Annotated in this window: 17 protein-coding genes; 8 read left to right on the top strand and 9 right to left on the bottom strand. The window is 75.0% G+C overall.

From position 1 onward, the window contains the following. The first annotated feature begins 181 nt into the window (after positions 1-181). The gene (locus tag OZ948_02045; protein ID MEB2343502.1) at positions 182-670 is read left to right on the top strand and encodes a hypothetical protein; all 489 of its coding nucleotides are present in this window, start codon (positions 182-184) and stop codon (positions 668-670) included. Here OZ948_02045 and OZ948_02050 read toward each other — a convergent pair. Next, positions 667-1,821: a hypothetical protein gene (locus OZ948_02050; protein MEB2343503.1), complete on the bottom strand. Its 1,155-nt coding sequence runs from the start codon at positions 1,819-1,821 to the stop codon at positions 667-669. The two genes, OZ948_02045 and OZ948_02050, sit on opposite strands and share 4 nt — an antisense overlap. Positions 1,822-1,983: 162 nt before the next feature. On the opposite strand from OZ948_02050, the gene OZ948_02055 reads away from it, so the two are divergent. Both OZ948_02055 and OZ948_02060 read left to right on the top strand, forming a co-directional pair. Next, on the top strand, positions 1,984-3,264 hold the full coding sequence (locus OZ948_02055) for an FAD-binding oxidoreductase (protein MEB2343504.1): 1,281 nt from the start codon (positions 1,984-1,986) through the stop codon (positions 3,262-3,264). After that, the gene (locus tag OZ948_02060) at positions 3,261-3,998 is read left to right on the top strand and encodes an SDR family NAD(P)-dependent oxidoreductase (GenBank protein MEB2343505.1); all 738 of its coding nucleotides are present in this window, start codon (positions 3,261-3,263) and stop codon (positions 3,996-3,998) included. Before OZ948_02055 ends, OZ948_02060 begins: the two co-directional genes overlap by 4 nt. A 10-nt stretch (positions 3,999-4,008) precedes the next feature. Here OZ948_02060 and OZ948_02065 read toward each other — a convergent pair whose 3' ends face one another. From OZ948_02065 to OZ948_02075, 3 genes are all read right to left on the bottom strand, one after another. Then, positions 4,009-5,532 (bottom strand): DUF4215 domain-containing protein, encoded by a 1,524-nt coding sequence (locus OZ948_02065; GenBank protein MEB2343506.1) that lies wholly within the window; start codon positions 5,530-5,532, stop codon positions 4,009-4,011. A 158-nt stretch (positions 5,533-5,690) separates the two neighbouring features. Beyond that, a complete protein-coding gene (locus OZ948_02070; GenBank protein ID MEB2343507.1) occupies positions 5,691-6,941 on the bottom strand; it encodes an aminotransferase class V-fold PLP-dependent enzyme in 1,251 nt (416 codons plus the stop codon). A gap of 62 nt (positions 6,942-7,003) precedes the next feature. Then, entirely contained in the window at positions 7,004-8,572 is a 1,569-nt protein-coding gene (locus OZ948_02075) for an AMP-binding protein (GenBank protein ID MEB2343508.1), read from the bottom strand. A 335-nt stretch (positions 8,573-8,907) separates the two neighbouring features. On the opposite strand from OZ948_02075, the gene OZ948_02080 reads away from it, so the two are divergent. The 5 genes from OZ948_02080 (at position 8,908) to OZ948_02100 (ending at position 14,109) form a co-directional block, all read left to right on the top strand. Next, positions 8,908-9,309, top strand: a complete 402-nt coding sequence (locus tag OZ948_02080) for an RNA-binding protein (protein MEB2343509.1) — start codon at positions 8,908-8,910, stop codon at positions 9,307-9,309. A gap of 123 nt (positions 9,310-9,432) precedes the next feature. Then, on the top strand, positions 9,433-12,531 hold the full coding sequence (locus OZ948_02085) for a DUF748 domain-containing protein (protein MEB2343510.1): 3,099 nt from the start codon (positions 9,433-9,435) through the stop codon (positions 12,529-12,531). Positions 12,532-12,616: 85 nt separating this feature from the next. After that, a complete protein-coding gene (locus OZ948_02090) occupies positions 12,617-13,105 on the top strand; it encodes a MarR family winged helix-turn-helix transcriptional regulator (GenBank protein ID MEB2343511.1) in 489 nt (162 codons plus the stop codon). Continuing rightward, positions 13,102-13,578: a DUF2269 domain-containing protein gene (locus OZ948_02095; GenBank protein MEB2343512.1), complete on the top strand. Its 477-nt coding sequence runs from the start codon at positions 13,102-13,104 to the stop codon at positions 13,576-13,578. The genes OZ948_02090 and OZ948_02095 overlap by 4 nt, the downstream gene beginning before the upstream one ends. Before the next feature lie 9 nt (positions 13,579-13,587). Beyond that, the gene (locus OZ948_02100) at positions 13,588-14,109 is read left to right on the top strand and encodes a nitroreductase family deazaflavin-dependent oxidoreductase (protein ID MEB2343513.1); all 522 of its coding nucleotides are present in this window, start codon (positions 13,588-13,590) and stop codon (positions 14,107-14,109) included. A 36-nt stretch (positions 14,110-14,145) separates the two neighbouring features. Here the strand turns inward: OZ948_02100 and OZ948_02105 are convergent, their stop codons facing one another. From OZ948_02105 to OZ948_02125, 5 genes are all read right to left on the bottom strand, one after another. Continuing rightward, on the bottom strand, positions 14,146-15,228 hold the full coding sequence (locus OZ948_02105) for a hypothetical protein (protein ID MEB2343514.1): 1,083 nt from the start codon (positions 15,226-15,228) through the stop codon (positions 14,146-14,148). Further along, on the bottom strand, positions 15,180-17,174 hold the full coding sequence (locus OZ948_02110) for a hypothetical protein (protein MEB2343515.1): 1,995 nt from the start codon (positions 17,172-17,174) through the stop codon (positions 15,180-15,182). Before OZ948_02110 ends, OZ948_02105 begins: the two co-directional genes overlap by 49 nt. Positions 17,175-17,400: 226 nt before the next feature. Then, entirely contained in the window at positions 17,401-18,492 is a 1,092-nt protein-coding gene (locus tag OZ948_02115; GenBank protein MEB2343516.1) for a glutathione S-transferase, read from the bottom strand. A gap of 44 nt (positions 18,493-18,536) precedes the next feature. Next, complete coding sequence (locus OZ948_02120) at positions 18,537-18,944, bottom strand: DUF86 domain-containing protein (protein ID MEB2343517.1); 408 nt, start codon at positions 18,942-18,944, stop codon at positions 18,537-18,539. Then, positions 18,941-19,345, bottom strand: a complete 405-nt coding sequence (locus tag OZ948_02125; GenBank protein MEB2343518.1) for a nucleotidyltransferase domain-containing protein — start codon at positions 19,343-19,345, stop codon at positions 18,941-18,943. Before OZ948_02125 ends, OZ948_02120 begins: the two co-directional genes overlap by 4 nt. Positions 19,346-19,385: the final 40 nt, after the last annotated feature.

A 19,385-nucleotide genomic window follows, 5' to 3' on the forward strand; every position in this document is an offset into this window, starting at 1 on the left:
CGCTCGCAAGGCGCGCGACCGAGCCATGGCCGTCGCCATGGGGAGGGAGCGCAACGCTGCGAGCGGCCCGTTGCCGCGATCGAATGCAGGCGAACTTCCGACACAGGGCACTAGGCTACGGCAGCGGATCCGGGATGCCGATGGCCCGGGCAGCGGGACGATCCGGGGAGGGGCACGACCCATGCAGCGCATCCTGACCATGCTGCTCCTGCTGCTCGCCGTGCCGGCGCTGCCGGCGGTCGCGAAGGACCAGGGCAAGGGCAAGGGGAAGGGCAAGGGCCCGCCGGCCGAGCGCGGCGCGGGCGGCGGCGACCACGACGAGTGGCACGACGACCACGACGGAGGCGATCGCGACTGGCGGGGCTTCTCCGACGCGGACCGCCGCTGGTGGCACGACTACTGGGAGGAGCAGTACGCCCACGGCCACTGTCCGCCCGGCCTCGCCAAGAAGCACAACGGCTGCCTGCCGCCGGGCCAGGCCAAGAAGCGCTACGTGATCGGCCGGCCGCTCCCGCCGGGCGTCGTGCTCGTCGCCGTGCCGCCCTACCTCCTCGGCCGGCTGCCCCCGCTCGAGGCCGGCTACCGCTACGGCATGGTGGACGGAGACCTCGTGAAGCTCGCCGTCGGGACGTCGCTGGTCGTGGATGCGATGGCGGGCCTGCTCGACTAGGGCTCCCGCCGCGCTCCCCGCCGCGGGGCGCGGCCGTCTCGTCTGCCGCGCCGCAGCAGCTTGCGGCGGAACTCCTGGATCACCGGCAGGCGATCGAGCCACGGCGAGGCGTCCGCGCGCGCGTCGTCGACCGGACTCTGGGCCCCGGCGAAGCCGGTGGGGATCTGGCTGTAGAGCTCGGGCGGGTCCCAGCCGTCGTCGAGGAAGTGGTACTCGAGGCCCGGCACGAAGAGGTCGTCGTCGGCCCGCACGTCGACGGTGCGCACGCCGTAGCTCGAGAGCTCGGTGGTGAGCGCCTGGGGTGGGATGATCCACGCCACCTCGGGCGCCGCGAAGAAGAGGTACTGGATGCGCCGGTTGCGCGAGAGGATGCGGAAGCGCCGCACGCTGCCGCCGTAGAGGCGGCTCCCGAAGCGGCCGCGCTCGAGGACGCCCTCGTCGAAATCGGGCTCGTAGCCGCGCGCGAAGCGCAGCGACGACGGGTCGCCCGGGCGCGCGAACCAGGCCACCGGCCGGCTGCCGTGCACGAGGTTGCGCGGGTCCGCCTGCGCGCGCCGGCGCGGCGCCGTGAAGTCGCGATAGGGCTCGACCCGGCCCACCGGCACCCGGCGCAGCACGAGGTCGAGCACCGCTTCGTCGTTCGGGATCGGACCGGGCTGGCGATTCAGGGTCTCGAGCGCCCCCTGGAGCTCGAGCGGCAGGTCGGTGGTCTCCTCGCGCGAGTAGGTGGTCTCGGTGGTCTCGTCGAGCACCACGTAGGTGTCGCCCTTGCCGATCCAGAACATGCCGTCCATCAGGCCCACGTGCGAGCCCGAGCGCCACACCAGCGCCGCGTCCTTGTAGAAGATGCGCGGGAAGACGGCGCGCCGCCGCCGGCCCGGGATCGCCTGCACCACGTAGGCGACGAAGAAGCGCAGGTAGTAGTTCTGGCGCGGCTTCGTCAGGTAGAAGACCGTGTCGAAGAGCTCGAGCCGGTGCTTCGGCGCGTATCCGAGCGCAAGGAGCCGGCGGGGCTGGCGGCGCGCCCGGCCGGCCACGACCAGCGGGACGCCCTCGTCGAGCAGGGCCCGGAACTCGCGCTCGACCCGCGCCGGCGGGAGCGGCGCCGGGCGCACGCTCGGGACGATGCGGGTCGGGATGGGTCCGGTCATGGGCGGTGGGAGCATCCCGCGCCGCGGGCGGATCGCGCAAGCGGGCGTGGATCCCGCCGGTGGCGACACCTAAGCTCGCCGCACCGCCTCCGGCGCGCGACGAGGACCGAGCCGATCCCGCACGATCCCGCCACCACCGAGCTCAGCGGCTGGGGCCGCGCCGTGCGCGTCCCCGCGCGCCTCGCGCAGGGCGAGGATCTCGAGGCGATCACGCGCGACGCCGTCCTGACCCGCGGACTCGGGCGCGCCTACGGGGACGCCGCACTGCCGCCGCGCCCGGGCGCCCGCGTCGCGGGCTCGCGCTTGGCCGATCGCGTGCTCGCGCTCGACGAGGCGCGCGCCGTGCTGCGCGCCGAGGCCGGGATCTCGCTCCTGCGCCTGCATCAGCTCCTGCTGCCGCGTCGCCTTCTCGTGCCGGTCGTACCGGGCACGGCGTTCGTGACGCTCGGCGGAATGGTCGCCGCTGACGTGCACGGCAAGAACCATCACCTGGCCGGCTCCTTCGGCGACCACGTCCGCGCGCTGCGCATGCGGCTTGCGAGCGGCGAGGTCCGCGAGGTGCGCGCGCCGGAGCAGGAGGACCTGCTGCGCGCCACGATCGGCGGCATGGGCCTCACGGGGCACATCCTCGAGGTCGAGATCGACCTCGCGCGGATCCCGAGCCCGTGGCTGATCGAGGAGCGCGAGGTCTTTCCGGATCTCGAGAGCCTCCTTGCGGGACTGCTCGCCGACGGCGCCCGCTGGCCCTACACCGTCGCCTGGGCGGACGCCCTCGCGCGCGGCGCGGCGCTCGGGCGCGGCGTCGTGAGCCGCGCGCGCTTCGCGGAGCCGCCCGAGGCGCCGGAGGGGGTGCCCGCACGCGGTCGCCATACGTCGGTTCCCCTGGACCTCCCGTGGCTGCCGCGCTTCGGCGTGGCGCTCCACAACCGCCTGCGGCTGGCCGCCACGCACAGCGGCCGGCGTACGGTGTCGCCCTACGCGTCGTTCCATCCCCTCGACGCCGCCGGCAACTGGAACCGCCTGTACGGGCGGCACGGCTTCACGCAGCACCAGTGCGTGATCCCGCGCGAGGCGGGAACGGAGCCGGTGCACGAGCTGTTCCGCGTGCTGGCCCGGACCGGCGCCAGCAGCTACCTGGTCGTGATCAAGGACTTCGGCCGCGAGGGGCGCGGCCTGCTCTCGTTCCCGCGGCCCGGCATCACGGTGTGCCTCGACCTCCCGCTCGCCGACCCGCGCACGCGCCCCGCCGTGGAAGCGCTCGACGAGGTCGTGATCGCGGCGGGCGGACGCATCTACCTGGCCAAGGACCAGCTCACCGGGCCCGCGCCGTTCCGGCGCCTGGAGCCACGGCTCGAGGCGTTCCTGGCCGCACGCCGGCGCTTCGATCCGGAGCGCCGGCTCTCGAGCGCGCTCGCGGTGCGGCTCTTCGGGGATCCCGCGTGAGGGTGGTGCTGGTCGGTGCGACCGGCGGGATCGGGCGCGCGCTCGCGCGGCGCCTGGCGGCGCGCGGCGACCGCCTCTTCCTGCTCGGCCGCGACGCGACCTCGCTCGCGCGCAGCGCGCTCGACCTGGAGGCGCACGGGGCACCGCCTCCGGTCGGTGTCGGAGCGTGCGACCTCCTCGAGCCGGCCGGCTTCGGGCCCGCTCTCGACCGCGCCGTGGCCGCGCTCGGCGGCCTCGACGCGGTGGTGGTGACGGCCGGCGCCTTCGGCACCCAGGAGGTGCTGGAGCAGGACGCGGCGCTCCGCGCGCGCGTGCTCGCCGCCAACTTCGCCGGCACGATCGAGCTGTGCGAGGCCGCGCGCCTGCGGTTGCTGGCCGCCGGCGGCGGCACGCTCTGCGTCTTCTCCTCGGTGGCCGGCGACCGCGCGCGGCGCCGCGTCGTGCTCTACGGTGCCACCAAGGCCGGCCTCTCGTACTACCTCGCGGGCCTCGACGCGCGCTTCCGGCGCGCGGGCCTGCGCACCGTGTGCGTGAAGCCGGGCTTCGTGCGCACCGCGATGACCGCGGGGCTCCCCGAGCCGCCCTTCGCCGCCGATGCCGACGCGGTTGCCGCGCGGGCGCTGCGTGCGATCGACCGCGGCTGGCCGGTCGTCCATGCGCCGGCGGTCTGGCGCCTCGTGCTGCTCGCGATCCGCGCCCTCCCGCGCGCGGCGCTGCGACGCCTCGAGCTCTGAGCGCCCGCATTCACCGGCAGTGCTTGCCGCAGCCCACGATCTTGGGCGGCGCCGGCGAGGGCACGACCGCGGGCGCCTCCTCGGCCCGGTGCAGCTCGACGCCGGAGAGCATCGGGCGGCCGGCCTGGGGCAGGAGCTCGACGGTGAGGAGCCCGTCGCTGACCCAGATCGTGCGCTCGCGGGTGAGCGCCCGGCGCTTGCCCGCGAGCTCCATCACGTCCACGTCCTCGATCCGCAGCGAGCCTTCGAGCTGCACGTCGAAGACGCGCTCGCCCGCACTCGAGACCTCGCTCCCCACCTCCGCGAAGTGGAGCCGCAGGTAGTAGAGGCCTTCCTCCCCGACGGGCAGCTCGAACACCAGCGGCGGACCGCCGGCCGTGCCGTAGCGGCGGCTGCGGTACATGGGGTCGGCATTCGTTCCACTGATCGACGCCGAGCTCGAGCCGGGCGTGCCGCCGTCGGTGAAGGCGGCGTCGGCGAGCCAGGTGCGGCCGTCGGGATCGGTGTAGTCGGGTCCGCCCACGTTCACGAAGAGCGGCAGTACGGAGCTCGTGGGCTCGGCCCGGCACTGCGCGTCGCAGCCGTCTCCGCTCGTGGTGTTGCCGTCGTCGCACTCCTCGCCGGCGTCCGGGACGCCGTCGCCGCAGGCGGGAGCCTGCTCGGTCCGGCAGGCGGCGTCGCAGCCGTCGCCCGCGCTGGTGCCGCCGTCGTCGCACTGCTCGCCCGGGTCGAGCCGGCCGTCGCCGCAGGCCTCGGCCGTGCAGTCCAGGCGGCAGCCGTCGCCGGCGCTCGCGTTGCCGTCGTCGCACTGCTCGCCCGGGTCGCGGATCGCGTCGCCACAGGCCTCGACCGTGCAGCTCGTGCGGCAGCCGTCGCCGGCCGCGGCGTTGCCGTCGTCGCAGGCCTCGCCGGGGTCGAGGATGCCGTCCCCGCAGGCGGGCACGCGCTCGATCGTACAGGTGGCGCTGCAGCCGTCGCCCGGCGCCGTGTTGCCGTCGTCGCACTGCTCGGCCGGATCGAGGCGGGTGTCGCCGCAGCGCTCGACGCTGCAGTCGGCGCGGCAGCCGTCGCCGGCCGCCGCGTTGCCGTCGTCGCACTGCTCACCGGGGTCGACGATCGCGTCGCCGCAGGCCGGGACACGCTCGGTCGTGCAGCCGGCGCTGCAGCCGTCGCCGCTTGCGGTGTTGCCGTCGTCGCACTCCTCGGGCGGCTCGAGGGCGGCGTTGCCGCACACCGGCGCCGGCGCCGCCAGCGCGATCTCGTTCGAGAGCGCGCTCTCGCCGCTGGCGTTCACCGCGGTGCCGCTCGCGTACGAGGTACCGGTGTCGGCGACGGTGACCTGCGCCGAGTAGACGCCGTCGCTCGGGGCCGGCAGGCCCTGCCACGCCGGCGCGCCGTAGGCCCCGCCAGCCTGGCGCACGTAGATCCGGAAGGCCGTCACGCCGGTCGCATCCGGCTGCTGGAAGCGCACGCTCACGACGCGCGCCTCGGCTGCAGACACGAAGCCCCCCACGGCGCCCAGGACGAGCGCCATGGCCCACGATCGATGCCGCCTCATGGAGCCACCCCCCCGGTCCGCGGCTGGGATCGGAGCGTCGAGGAGCGTCCTGGGTGATGGGAATCACCCCCGTCAGGTGGTGTGACGGAGCTTCATGCCGTGCGAAGGCGAGGCCGGAGCGCGTTGCCGGCAGCTCAGGCGTAGCGCGCGGAGGCGTCGCTGCGCTCGCCGCTCGCCCGCACCGCGGTGAGCGCTGCGGCGAGGTCCGCCAGGTACTCGTCGGCCACGCGGGCGTGGGCAGGGGAGAGCATCAGGTGGATCGCGCGCGGCTCGGTCGTGAGCCCGGTGAACCAGCCGCGCCGGGTCATCTGGCCCCAGACGGCGAACGGGTCGAGCACGTCGGAGCCGTAGGTGAAGAGTCCGAGCTGCGGGTCGCCGTAGGTGCGCAGGCCCTCCATGGCCGCGATCGCTCCCATCAGCTTCGCGCGGGTTGCGCAGACCAGGCGCGCCTTCTCGCGGTAGCCCTCGACGCCGAGGTAGTGGAGCACGGCCCAGGCCGAGGCGATCGCGCCGCCGGGGCGGGTGCCCGCCATCGTCGGGGTGGTCATGCCGCCCGCCGGCCAGGCGTCGAACTGGAAGACCTGGTGGCGCCATTGCTCCTCGCTGCGGTGGAAGATCGTGGAGGCGCCCTTCGCCGCGTAGCCGTACTTGTGGAGGTCCGCGGAGATGCTGCGCACGCCCGGGAGCGCGAAGTCGAAATCGGGAACGGGCACGCCGTTCATGCGCGCGAAGGGGGCGAACCAGCCGCCCACGCAGGCGTCGACGTGGAGCCAGACGCCGCGCTCGAGCGCGAGCGCCGAGAGCTCGGCGATCGGATCGACCAGGCCGTAGGGGAAGCACGGCGCGGAGCCGACCAGCATCAGGGTGCGCGGGCCGATCGCCGCGGCCATCGCGCCCACGTCGGCGCGCAGGTCCGCCGCCACCGGCACGCGCACGACGCGCATCCCGAGGTAGAGCGCCGCCTTGTCGAAGGCGGGGTGCACCGAGCGCGGCGCCACGATCTCGGCCCCGTTCGTGTCGACGCCGCGGCTGCGCGCCTCCTCACGGCACGCCTTCACCGCGAGCAGGATGCTCTCGGTGCCGCCCGAGGTCATGCTGCCGCACGCCTCGGCCGGCGCGTGGAGCAGCGCGAGGCCGGTGCCGACGACCTCCCGCTCCATCTGCGCGAGGCTCGGGAAGGCCAGCGGGCCGAGCGCGTTCTCGCTCTGGTAGAGCGCGTAGGCCTCCTTCGCGACCTGCAGCACGTCCTCGCCGGCGTGGAACACGTAGACCGCCGTGCGCGCGCGCCGCCAGTCGGCGTCGCGGGCCCCGAACCCGATCAGACGCTCGCGGATCGTCTCCCAGTCGGAGCCCTTCTCGGGCAGGTCGCGGCGCAGATCGGTCATGGGGGAGCCTCCGGACCGCCGAGACTACCCGGCGCCCGCGAGCGCCCGCCACCCGGCGGGTTCTAGATCTGCCGCTCCCGCCCCTGCCAGTAACGATCGCGCAGCCGCCGCACGTAGAGCTTGCCGGCCGGGGTGCGCGGCAGCGCGTCCTCGAAGTCGATCGAGCGCGGCGCCTTGTAGGCGGCCAGGCGGGTGCGCGCGAAGGCGATCAGCTCGGCAGCGAGCGCCTCCGAGGCGACGTGGCCAGGCGCCAGCTCGACGGCGGCCTTCACCTGCTCGCCCCACTCCTCGTCGGGGACGCCGAAGACGCCGACGTCGAGCACGGCGGGATGCTCCACCAGCACGGCCTCGATCTCGGCGGGGTAGATGTTGACGCCGCCCGAGATGATGAGGTGCGCGCTGCGGTCGGTGAGGTGGACCCAGCCGTCCGGATCGACCCGCCCGACGTCGCCGAGCGTATGGGTGTACGGATCGAGGAAGGCGGCGGCGGTCTTCGCGGGGTCCCCGTGGTACTCGAAGAGGTCCGTCGTGGTCCGGTGTCGGGCGTAGAGCGGGCCCTCCCGGCCGGCGGGGAGGCGATGGCCCTCGGCGTCCACCGCGAAGACCTCGAAATGGGGCAGGGCGCGGCCCACGGTGCCCGGGTGCGCCAGCCACCCGGCGCTGTCGGCGAAGGTGGTGACGCCGCCCTCGGTACCACCCCAGTACTCGTAGAGGACCGGGCCCCACCACTCGATCATGCGCCGCTTCACGGCGGGGGCGACGGGTGCCGCGCCGTGCAGGACCGTGTGCAGCGCCGGCGCCCGGAAGGCCCCCCGTTCGGCCTCGGGCAGTCGCAGCAGGCGCACGAACATGGTCGGGACCAGGTGCGTGTGGTGCACCTCGCGCTCGACGATCGTGCCGAGCGCTGCGCGCTCGTCCCAGCGCGGCAGCACCAGGATCGGCGCGCCGCAGGCCTGGTCGTAGATCGCGAACATGAGCGGCGCGGCGTGGTAGAGCGGGCCGGTGACGAGATGCGGCCCGCTGCCGTCGCAGGCGATCTGGCGCGCGTAGGCCTGCTGTCCCGCGAGCGCCTGGCCGAGGCTCGCGGCCTGGAGGCGTCTGACGCCCTTCGGGCGGCCGGTCGTGCCGCTCGTGTAGATCATGTTGCCGCCGGCGGGGCCCTCGAGCGGCATCGGCTCGTCGCGGGCGCCCGCGAGCGCGCGCTCGAGTTCGTCGCCCGCGACGAGCACCGTTGCGCCGCCGGCGCTGCGCGCGACGGCCTCGTGCTCGGGGTCGGTGAAGAGCACGCGGGCACCCGAGTCGCGCACCACGTAGGCGATCTCGTCGGGCGCCAGGTGCCAGTTGATGGGCGTCATCCAGATCCCGGCCTGGATCGCGGCCAGGATCGCCTCGACGCCCTCTGCGCGGTTGCCGAGCAGGACCGCGGCGTGGTCCCCGGGTGCGAGCCCCAGGTCCTCGCGCAGGAGCCGCGCCCAGCGACGGACGCGATCGTCGAGCTCGGCCCAGGAGCGGCGACGGACGCCGTCGTCGAGCGCCAGGCCCCCGGGATCCCGGCGCGCCCGTTCGGACGGGGTCCACATCGTGATGCCCTCCTTCTTGCGCCGGATGGTGTCATGGGGTCGGGCTCCCACCGAGCCCTCGCGCTGGCGCCTGGCGATCCGCCTCGCCGGCCCGGCCCCCGGGGTCCGGAACCCACCCCCACCCGTCTCCGCCCCGTGACCCTAGCCCGCTGCTGCTTGCGGACGGGGGGCGATGCGGCATCCTGCCGCGCGGGCGTTCTCCAGGTAGATGCGCAGCCAACGGGAATCTCCCGCCTGTTCGTCCTTCCTTCTGAGCCCGACGCCGCGATTGGTTCGCGGTGTCACCAACCGATTGGGCTCCGGCTGCCGGATGTTCCGCACAGGATCCTGACGGTTCTTCGCGAGCGCGCGCCCGAGTTGCGCGCGGCATCGCATTGGGAAATCGAGTGAGCAAGAAGCTGTACGTTGGCAACATCCCGTTCACCACCACCGAGGCCGAGCTTCGCGAGTTGTTCGAAGCCCACGGCGAGGTCGCTTCCGTGAGCGTCATCACCGATCGCGAGACGGGCCGGCCCCGTGGCTTCGCGTTCGTGGAGATGTCGGACGGCGACGCCGCGGACGCGGCGATGCGCCAGCTCGACGGGCGCAACCTCGGCGGGCGGCCGCTTCGCGTGAACGAGGCGACCTCCCGTCCGGCCGGCGGTGGCGGCGGCGGCGGTGGCCGCGGCTACGGCGGCGGCGGCGGCGGCCGCGGCGGCTACGGCGGCGGCGGCGGCGGTGGCCGCGGCGGCTACGGCGGCGGCGGTGGCGGCGGCTACGGCGGCGGCCGGGATCGCGATCGCTACTAGGCGCTTCGCCAGGAATGCAGGAACCGCCCCTCGCCCCCCAGAGCGAGGGGCGGTTTCCGTTTTCGGCCCGTTTGACCTTCCCCCCGCCACGGGGCTACCTCGGGAGGCGGGAGGAAGAGCTGCATGAGCGCCGAGCCGAGTCGACCCGCTGCCGGAGCCGGACCGCCGCGACGCCGCTGGCGCCGGCGGCTCGCGATCGCAGCGGGCGTCGCGGTGGTGCTCCTGCTCGCGCTCCGCCTCGCGCTCCCGACCGCGCTCGAGCGCGGCGCCGCCTGGGCGGGCCCGCGCTATCTCGGGCTTCCGATCCGGATCGAGAACGTCGATCTCGAGCTGCTGCGGGGTCGCGTGACGATCGAGGGCCTCGCGATCGGCAGCCGGGCGGACGCCGTGCTGCCGGAGCGCTTCGTGCCGGCGGCGGCGCCGGCGCCGCCGAAGGCCGGCGCGCCCGAGGGCGGGCTCGCGGCTGCGACCGAGGCAGCGACGGCCCCGGAGACAAGGCCCGGGGCGCCCGCCGTCGCGATCGGGCAGCCCGAGCGCTCCGAGCCCGGCGAGCCGTTGCTGCGCTGGGACCGGGTCTTCGCGGACCTCGACTGGGGGCCGCTCGTCTCGCGGACGCTCTCGCTCGCAGCGCTCGAGATCGACGCGCCGCGCGTGCGGCTCGAGCGGATGGCCGACGGCCGCATCGATCCCCTCTCGCACGCGCGGCCGACCGCTGCGTCCGAGCCGGAGCCGGAGGAGCCCGCTGCGCCGGAGGCGCCCGGCGAGCCGTGGCGGCTGTCCGTCGAGAAGCTCTCGTTGCGCAACCCCGACGTCCGCATCACCGACGAGACGAGCGGTGATCTGCTCGTCGAGCTCGGGCTCGAGGAGCTCGGCCTCGACCGGGTCGGCATCCGGGGCACGAGCCTCGACCTCGGCGGGGTCGGGATCCGCGGGCCGGTGCTGCGCGTGCGACGTGATTTCGTGTTGGCGGAGGGGCCCGCGGCGGCACCGCCGGCCACGCCGGCTGCCGAGCCCGCACCGGCTGCCGAGCCCGCACCGGCTGCCGAGCCCACGCCGGCTGCCGAGCCCGCACCGGCTGCCGAGCCCGCGCCGGCTGGCAGCGACGGCCCCGGCTACCGGGTCGAGCGGATCGCGATCGAGCGCGCGCAGTTCGTCTGGATCACCGATGCCGGCCCGCTCGACGTCGCCCTGACCCTGCACGCCGAGGGCGTGAGCGCGAACGAAGGCGAGCGCTTCCCGCTGCACCTCGTGCTCGAAGTCGAGGGCGGGCAGCTCGAGCTCGACGGGCAGGCCGGGATCCTGCCCCCCGCCTTCGACGGGAAGGTCGCCTGGCAGAAGCTCCCCTTCCCGCCGCTGCTGGTCGCGTCGAATCCAGAGCTCGCGCGCTGGCTGCGCTCGGCGCACTCCGCAGCGACGCTCGACGTGAAGGCGAGCCTCGCGGCGGACGGCAGCGAGCCGCCGGGGGTGCGGCTCTCCGGCGACGTGGCGCTCGACGCGCTCGCGATCGCCGACCCGAAGGACGAGGAGGTGGCGCTCGGCTGGCGGGAGCTCGCCATCGCGATCCGGGAGATCCGCGCGCCGTTCCCGCAGGAGGGCGCGCCGCCCGCGACCACGCGCGTGGCGCTCGAGCGCGTGCGGCTCGTCGCGCCCGAGGTGCGCTATGCGCCGCCCACGCCGGCGCTCGACGCCCTGCTCGGCGGGGGCGGGTCGAAGCCGGAGGCGCCGGCGGACGGGCCCGCGGAGCCGGGGCCTCCGGCCGCGCCGGTGCAGGAGGCCGAGGCGTCCGGGGCGGCGCCCGTCGAGCTCGACCTCGCTGCCCTCGAGCTCAGCGAGGGCCGCCTGCGCTTCGAAGATCGCAGCGGCGAACAGCCGCTCACGGCCTCGATCGACGGGCTCGGGGTCGACGCGACCGGGATCGCGGTCCGCACGGCGGGCGAGGCGCGGGCGGTCACCGTCGGGAAGCTCGCGGTGAAGGGCCAGACCCTCGGCTTCGAGGACGCGCGTGGTGCCGGCCCGCGCCAGGGCACCGTCGAGGGCCTCACGATCGAGCTCGGCGGCATCGAGGCCGCGGGCGGCGCGAGCCCTTCGGTCGCGGTCGCGTCGTTCGCGCTCGACGGCAAGACGCTCCGTTTCGAGGACGCCAGCGTCGAGCCGCCCTACAAGGGCGTGTTCCGCGATCTCGTCGCGCGCGCCGAGGGACTGCGCTTCCCGGAGCGCGTGGCGCAGAGCCTGAAGGTGACGGGTGCAGCGGCGGACGGCGGGCGCTTCGAGCTGGTCGGAGCGCTCGATGGAGACAAGGGCGAGGCGAAGTTCACCCTGAACCGGCTCGCGCTCGCGCCCTTCAACCCGTACGCGGAGAGTGCCGCGGGCTATCGGCTGGGCGGGAGCGCGTCCGTGAAGACGACCTTCCGCATGCGCGGCCAGCGCTACGACGCGAAGAACGCGATCACGCTGCACAAGCTCGACGTCGCGAGCCGGAATCCCGGGGACTTCGAGCAGCGCTTCGGGATCCCCCTCGACGTGGCGCTCGCCCTGCTGCGGGATCCCGGCGGCAACATCTCGCTCTCGGTCCCGGTCACCGTGGACGAGAAGGGCACGAGCACGGGGATCGGCTCGATCGTGGCCGGTGCGCTGCGCCAGGCGCTGGTGGGCGCGCTCACCTCGCCGCTCAAGCTGCTCGGCGCGGTCGGCTCCGGGGTCGGCGGGCTCCTGGGCGGCGGCGGCATCGAGCCGGTGGCGAGCGCGCCGGGTGCCGCCGGGCCCGAGGAGGGCCAGGCCGGGCGCTACGAGGGCGTCGTGCGGCTGCTCGCCGAGCGCCCGCAGCTCGCGTTGCGCCTGCGCGGCCGCACCGGCGATGCCGACCGGCCGCTGGTGGCGCAGCGCATCCTCGCCGAGCGACTCGAGGCGGGCGAGGGCCTGCCGGAGCTGCCCGACGGGCCGGGCTTCCTCGCGCGGCGGCGCATCGCGAGCGCCCTCCAGGCTCGCGCACGCGGCGAGGAGGGCGCGCTCGACCCCGCGGACGAGGCCCAGCTCGAGCGCTACGCCGCCGCGGCACCGGTCCCCGACGAGCGGCTCGCCGCGCTGGCCCGCGCGCGCGCCGAGGCCGTGCGCGAGGTTGCGATCACGGAGTTCGGCGTGGCCCCCGAGCGGCTCGAGATCGGTGCCCCGGCGCCTCCCGGCGATCCCGGCGTGGTGCTGGAGCTGGCGGCGGGCGGCGGCTGATCGACGCCGGGCGCACGGGCGGCGGGGTGGCTCGTCGGGCCCGAATGCGGGCACGGCCGGCTCGGATCCCAGATCGTAAACAAGGTTGACAGTTGAACCTCGCGAAGGCACGCTGGGCCGCGTGCCGCGCGACGCCGGACGCCTCGCCTGGGAGCTCGCCGACCGGGTCGGCCATGCCCACGCGCTCTTCGGCGCCGTGCTCGGCGGGGTCGTGGCGGGCACGCCGCTCACGGTCGGCGAGGCCATCGCGCTGGCGGTCCTCGCGAGCGCGCCGGCGGGGCTCAGCCAGACGGGGCTCGGCGGCGCACTCGGCGTCACGCGCCAGCACGCGCACGCCCTCACGCGGCGCCTCGCGGGCCATCGCCTCGTGCGCCGGACGCGCCGCGGGCGCGAGGTGCGGCTCGAGCCCACGCCCCGCGCCGAGCGGCTCGTCGCCGAGCTGCGGCCCGGCGCCGAGGCGCGGCTCGCGCGTGCCCTGTCGGGGCTCGCGCCACGCGAGCGGCGGGACCTGCACCGGCTGTGCGGGCGCCTCGTCGAGGTGCTCGCGCGCGAGGCCGGGGAGGAGCGGGCGTGAGCGATCTCCAGCTGCTCCTCGAGTGGCTCCACGTGTTGGCCGCCTGCTGCTACGTGGGCGGCTCGTTCGCCAACGCGATCGCGAAGACGCTCGCGGACCGCGCGCCGAGCGCGGAGGCCAGCGCCGCGTTGCTCGGCGCCGTGGTGTGGAGCAATCGCCTCCTGCTCGTGCCTCCGAGCTTCGTCCTGCCGGCGACCGGGCTCGCGATGGCCTGGCGCATGGGGCTCCCGCTCGGGTCGGGCTGGCTCGCGGAGGGGATCGCCCTCTTCGCGCTGCTCTCGCTGATCCTGTTCTGGGGCGTGCGGCTCGAGCACCGTCTCGAGCGGCTCGCCCGCGACGCCGCACGGCGTCACGCGCCGCTGCCGCCGGCCTATCACGCCCTGGCTCCGCTCTACGCGGGCCTCGGGCTCACGGCGACGGCCGCCCTCCTCGCCGTGGTCTTCCTGATGGTCGCCAAGCGGCCACTGGTCTGAGCCGCCGCCGTGCGCAAGCTGCGAGAGGTGCCGCCGCCGCGAGGGATCGCGCGGCTCCTGTATCGCCTTCCGATCGCGCTCCATCGCCTGGGGCTCGGCAGGCTCCTCGGCGCCCGCTTCCTGCTCCTCGAGCACCGCGGGCGGCGCAGCGGCGCGCTCCGGAGGGCCGTGCTCGAGGTCGTCCGGCACGAGCGCGGCACGTGGTGGGTGGTCTCGGCCTGGGGCGCGCGCGCCGAGTGGCTGCGCAACCTGCGCGCCGCCCCCCACGCGCGGATCGAGACCGCCGGCCGGACGCTTCCGGTCGAGGCACACGAGGTCTCGGGCGCGGAGGCCGAGGAGGTGCTGCTCGCCTACGGCCGCCGCCACCCGCGCGCGATCCGCTCGCTGGCGCGCCTGCTCGGCTGGCAGCTCGACGGCAGCGAAGGGGATCTGCGTGCCCTCGCGTCGGTCGTGCGGGTGGTCGAGCTCCGGAGCGCGGAGGCGCCCGCTCCGGGCGGGACCCCGGCGGTGCGGACGAGCCCGGGCTCGTGAGGGGCCTCTCGCCCGCGGGACCCTCACGCGATGGGCTCACCGGAACGCCTTCCGCCAGCGGCGCAGCACCGCCAGGACGGCGAGCGAGAGGGCGCCAGCCTGGCTCGCGCCGCTGCTCCGCGGCTCGGGGATCGGCAGCGTGCGCTCGAAGAGGAACGTCCACACGTAGGCGCGGCCGAGCCCGTCGGGATTCTCGTACACCCCGTGCCCGGCGTCGGTGCTGCAGAACTCGACCTCCACGTCCCCCGCGCAGGCCATGTGTCGATCGCAGCGGGTGCGGCCGTGCGCGAAGGTGCGGACGGGCTCACCCAGGCATCCATCGAGCTCGGCCCAGCGCGCGAAGCTCGCGGGCGCTCTCCCCTGATCGCAGACGCCATCCCCTCGCACGACCTTGTTGTCGCAGGGGCGATCGATGCCGGCGGCGAGGTCGGCGGCGCGGTCGTACCAGACGAAGTTGTCCTCGATCCCGTGCAGATAGAGCACCGAGACCGGCCGGTCCGGGGCGCAGGGCAGGCGGCCCTCCTGGAGCGGGAAGGCGGTCGCCGCGACGGCGGCGAAGAGGTCCGGGGCGCCGCAGGCGGCGCGGTGCGCCATGCCGCCCCCCATCGACTCGCCGTAGGCGTAGATCCGCCGCTCGTCGATGGGCACGGCGCCGCCGACATCGGCCACGACGGCGCGGAGGAACGCGACGTCGTCCGGCGGGGGCCTTGTCGAGCACAAGAGGACGTCGAAGACGGACCCGGTCGACCAGCAGTGGCTCGGGCCGCAGGCCGCGCCCCCGAACGGAGGCCCGTCGGATCCGACCGGCCGGACGAGGACGATCCGCTGCTCCTCGGCGAAGGGCTGCTTCGCGAAGAACTGCGCCAGACCTTCCGGGCCGGGACAGACGTCCCACGAGTGCAGCTCGACGAGCAGCGGGAAGGGCCGTGCGGGATCGCAACCGGAGGGCACGATCATGGAATAGGAGCGCAGCGCGCCCTCGTGCAGGACCTGGCGATCGGCGTGCGGGCCGGGGCCTAGGGTGCACTCCGAACCATGGGCGCTCGGGTCCCACGCGAGGACCCCGACGATCAGGAGCGAGCGCTGCAGGCGGCGCCATTCCGGGGCGGACGGTTCCATGTCGTCCTCCTGCGCGACGTTCCGGCGAGGGCCGCGAGGGCGGCCAGCGAGAGCACGCCGGCCCCCGGCTCCGGCACGTACTCGGGGCCGAAGTCCACGATGAGCAGACCCGCCGGACCGGTGGCGACGTAGCTGAGGCCACCCTCCCGCTCGACGTCGAACCCCCCACCGAAGAGGCCGCCGAGCTCGAAGGGTGCCGCTGGATTCGCAAGATCGATCGCGAGCAGCCGGTCCGCGAGCCAGGCGATGCCACCCTCGAGCTCCACGTCGTTCACGACGCCGGATGCGCCGAGGCGGAGGGCTCCGATCTCCGTCGACAGGCGCGGAACCTCGCCAAGCTCGAAGACGCGAAGCCCCTCGGCTCCCGCGGCGGCTGCGGCGATCCGGCCTTCCACCGCGATTCCGCGGACGCTCGCGCCTTGCAAGCGGAACATGCCATCCGAGAAGGGCGCGTCGGGGTTCGAGACATCGAAGAGCGAGATGCCGCACGAGCCGCTGGCGACGAATGCCGTCGCACCCTCGACGGTCGCCTCCCAGGCGTCGCACTCGCCGGGATACTCCGCGACCACCGCCGGCGCCTCCGGGTTCGAGAGATCGACGAAGGCGAACCCGAGCGCATGTGTCACCAGCGCGTGCTCGCCGAACGACTCGACGCGATCGGCCAGCACCTCGACCGATCCGAGCGGAGCCGGCGCGTCCGGATTCGAGATGTCGAGCACGCGGAGCGAGAAGCCGTCGACCGAGAGGACGAGGTTGCCTGCGAGCGCGACCCCGCGCGAGGGGATCTCGACCGCGCTCCGCTCCACTGGCGCGGAGGGGTCCGAGACGTCGACGATGCGCACGGCGTACTCGTCCGCGAGCACCGCGAGGTCGCCCGAGACCGCGACGTCCGCGACGAAGCCGGGCGTGTCGAGCACCCCGATCACGGCTGGGCGGTCGGGGATGGTGACGTCGACGACGCGCACGTCGAAGGTGCCGCCGAGGATGGCGTGACCCCCGACCAGGGCGACCCCCTCGTGGTAGGCGCCGCTCGCGAAGGCGCCCAGCGGGGCGGGTGCCTCGGGGTCCGAGACGTCCACGACGCGCAGGCTCGCCGTCATGGGCCCATACCCATCCCCGCCTGCCAGGTAGGCCCGCCCCTCCGCCACGGCGAGATCGCTGGCGAAGCCGGGGAAGGGAAGGCTGCCGATCTCCACCGGCGTCTCGGGCAGCGCCACGTCCACGACGTGGAGCGATCCACCGGCGGAGTCGTTGGCCAGGAGGTACAGGTACCCGCCCACGACCTCGAGGCCGGTAGGATCAGCCGCGACGGGGAGGCTGGCGATCTGCTCCAGGTGGGACGGATCGCTCGCGTCGAGAACGTGCAGCGCGCCGCCTCCGGTGAATTCCTGCTCGGACACGCTGACGTAGACCCGCCCCGCCGCCGCTTCCAGGCCCCGGACGAGCCCTTGGGGAATCGGGAGCTCGCTGGCCAGCTCCGGGAGCGACGGGTCCGAGAGGTCCACCGCGAGAACGGTGTGCCACGAGGCCACGTATCCGATGCTCCCATCGATCGCGACCCATTCCGCGTCGCCTGCGAGCGGGAGGGTGCCGACGAGGCTCGGAGCGGTGGGGACCGCCACGTCGAAGACCAGGAGCGCATCGCCATCCGCGACGAGCAGGAGGCCCGTGCCGGCAGCCACGCTCCACGCCGAGCCGGGCGTGTCGATCACCCCGACCCCGACCGGCGCCGCCGGATCGGAGAGGTCCACGACCCGGACGCCGCTCTCCTGGTCCGCGCTGTAGACGACGGATCCGACCGAGGCCACGCGCTGCCAGCGCCCGGAGGAGAAGTACGGCCCCGCCGCCTCGAGCATCCCGACCGTGACGAGCGCCGGGGCGGGCGGGGCGGCGAGGGCGACCGCGCTGGCGAGCACCGCTCCGCTCGTCGCGACTCCGGTGCGCATCGGCGCCTCCGTTCCCCTCTCGCGCGCCGGACGCGCAGGTCGGGTCCGGCGCCCCCCTCGGCTGGCGTCACCTCCCAACGAGTCCCGGCTTCGTGCGGACGCCATCGGCGAGGGTATCCCGCGAGAGCGATCGCGCATCGGGCGACGCGGCGCGGAAGCGGCGGTCAGCGGTGGGGGCCCGGGGTTGCGCGAGGGGTCGGGCGGGGTCTCCGGGGCGCCCGCCCCCTCATCGCTCACGCTCCCACGGCGGTGGGAAGGGGCGGTTGCGGGCCGGGCGCGGGGGCGAGGTCGGGTCGGGAACCACGCCGGCCTGGCCCACGAAGTCCGCGTAGTACGCGCGCACGCTCGCGCGCTCGAGGAGCGCGTCGAGCGCCGGTGAGCGCAGGGCGGTGTAGCGCGCGAGGAGGACTCCGCGCGCGTTCGCGAGGAAGGGCGTGGCGGCGATCTCGATCCGGGAGCCGCCCGCAAAGGCGAGCTCCGCGCGGCCCGCCTCGGTGGCGCGGCTCACCCAGGGCAGGTAGGAGCGCCCGAGCTCCGCCACCAGCGCGACGAGCGTGTCCGGCACCGGGTCCGCGGGCGCCCAGGGTCCGAAGGCCTGCTCCTCGGGCTCGAGGAGGCGCTGGGTGTGCTTCCCGAGCGCCGGGGCATCCGCGTCGAGCCAGCGCCGGCACAGGGGATCGTTCGCGAGGTGCGCGGCGCAGCCGCCGAAGAGCGCGAAGTCGGCGAGCGACGGGCGCCCGCCGAAGAGGTACGGGCTCGCGGCGAGGTGCGCCTCGAGGGCGCGCTGCCAGGGGCGGAGCACCTCGTCGATCCAGGCGCCCACGTTCGCTGCGGTCACGCCGAAGGGTTCGCAGGTGGCCGTCACGTGCGCGCGCACGAGCTGCGCCGCCTGGTCCGCGGTCACCGGCGCCTCGAAGCTCAGGTCGCGCGCCAGCTCGAAGCCCCCGACGCGGTGGTTCTCCTCGAAGTGCCAGCGCGAGCCCACCGCGGCGCGGTAGAGCCACTCGTCGAAGGCGTCCTCGAGGGCGTAGCAGAGGAAGAGCTGCACCGGATCCGGCGGCAGGACGGAGGGCTCCGGATGGCGGGTCTCCAGGTGCTCGATCACCTCCGTCGTGTCCCAGCACCAGGCGCCCTCGGGTGTCCGCACGACCGGCACGCCCCCCGGCCAGCCCGCCGCGCGTGCCTCGGGCACGGCGCCCGCGCAGCGGCGCAGCCGGTACGGGATGCCCTTGTAGCTCAGGTAGCCTTCGAGCTTGCGCGTGAAGAAGGACTGGCTCATTCCGTACACACGGAAGAAGCTGCTCTGCTCGGCGGACACGGGGACCTCCTCGCCGACGCCGGGGCGCTCGACCGGCCCGAGGCTCACGAGCGCGCCCGCACCGCCCCCAGGAATCGCTCCAGGTCCGCGAGCCCGCTGCGCACGGCATCCTCGACGACGCCGAGGTCCACGTCGGCGTAGCCGTGGACGAGGACGTTGCGGAAACCGGCCATGCGCTGGAGCGACGCCGAGAGCGGCGGGTCGATCCAGCCAGCCGATTCCAGGAGCGCGAAGAGGCCGCGGTTCGTGTCGGGTTCGCCCAGGCGCTCGTCGGAGACGATGTGCGAGGCGACGTCCAGCGCGGCCTGGATGGCGACCTGCAGCGTGTGCTCCACGAACCGGCGCTCGCGAACGTCGTTGCGGAGGTGCTCCAGGCGCGCCATCCCGCGCAGCTCGCGGATGCAGGTCTCGACGATCGCGAGCTTCTTCGCGACCAGCGGGGCGTCGGTCACGAGGCGCGCCGTCCCCCGGCGCGATAGCGGGCGCGGAGCGGAGCGAGGTCGAAGTACTCGTTGCGGCGCTCCACCTCGAAGCGGATCCGGGCGGCACGGTCGCGATCGAGCAGGAGACGGCCGTCGCGCAGGACGCGGTGGACGAGGTCCGCCGGCGCGCGGTTGAGCACGGTGAGCTGCACCGGGCGGCCGAGGGCGCGCTCGAGCGCGCCCTCGAGATCGAGCGGCCCGGCAGCGAGGCGTGAGGCGGGTGGCGTGGCGTAGAGCACGGCCACGTCCACGTCGCTGTGCTCGCCCGCCTCGCCCCGTGCCTCGCTGCCGAAGAGCCAGGCCGAGAGGACCTCGGGCGGGGCGTCCCGCAGCAGGGCTCGCAGCCCGTCTTCCAGTCGCTCGTGGGGCATGGCGGGACTCTAGAACCCCTCTCGTGAACCCGCTCCCGTC

The organism is Deltaproteobacteria bacterium (assembly GCA_035063765.1).
Lineage (GTDB): Bacteria > Myxococcota_A > UBA9160 > UBA9160 > PR03 > CAADGG01.

Bases quoted from the DNA above. Each gene is read 5' to 3' on its own strand.
- OZ948_02045 (MEB2343502.1), top strand. From the start codon at position 182: ATGCAGCGCATCCTGACCATGCTGCTCCTGCTGCTCGCCGTGCCGGCG.
- OZ948_02050 (MEB2343503.1), bottom strand. From the start codon at position 1,821: ATGACCGGACCCATCCCGACCCGCATCGTCCCGAGCGTGCGCCCGGCG.
- OZ948_02065 (MEB2343506.1), bottom strand. From the start codon at position 5,532: ATGGCGCTCGTCCTGGGCGCCGTGGGGGGCTTCGTGTCTGCAGCCGAG.
- OZ948_02070 (MEB2343507.1), bottom strand. From the start codon at position 6,941: ATGACCGATCTGCGCCGCGACCTGCCCGAGAAGGGCTCCGACTGGGAG.
- OZ948_02085 (MEB2343510.1), top strand. From the start codon at position 9,433: ATGAGCGCCGAGCCGAGTCGACCCGCTGCCGGAGCCGGACCGCCGCGA.
- OZ948_02105 (MEB2343514.1), bottom strand. From the start codon at position 15,228: ATGGAACCGTCCGCCCCGGAATGGCGCCGCCTGCAGCGCTCGCTCCTG.
- OZ948_02110 (MEB2343515.1), bottom strand. From the start codon at position 17,174: ATGCGCACCGGAGTCGCGACGAGCGGAGCGGTGCTCGCCAGCGCGGTC.
- OZ948_02125 (MEB2343518.1), bottom strand. From the start codon at position 19,345: ATGCCCCACGAGCGACTGGAAGACGGGCTGCGAGCCCTGCTGCGGGAC.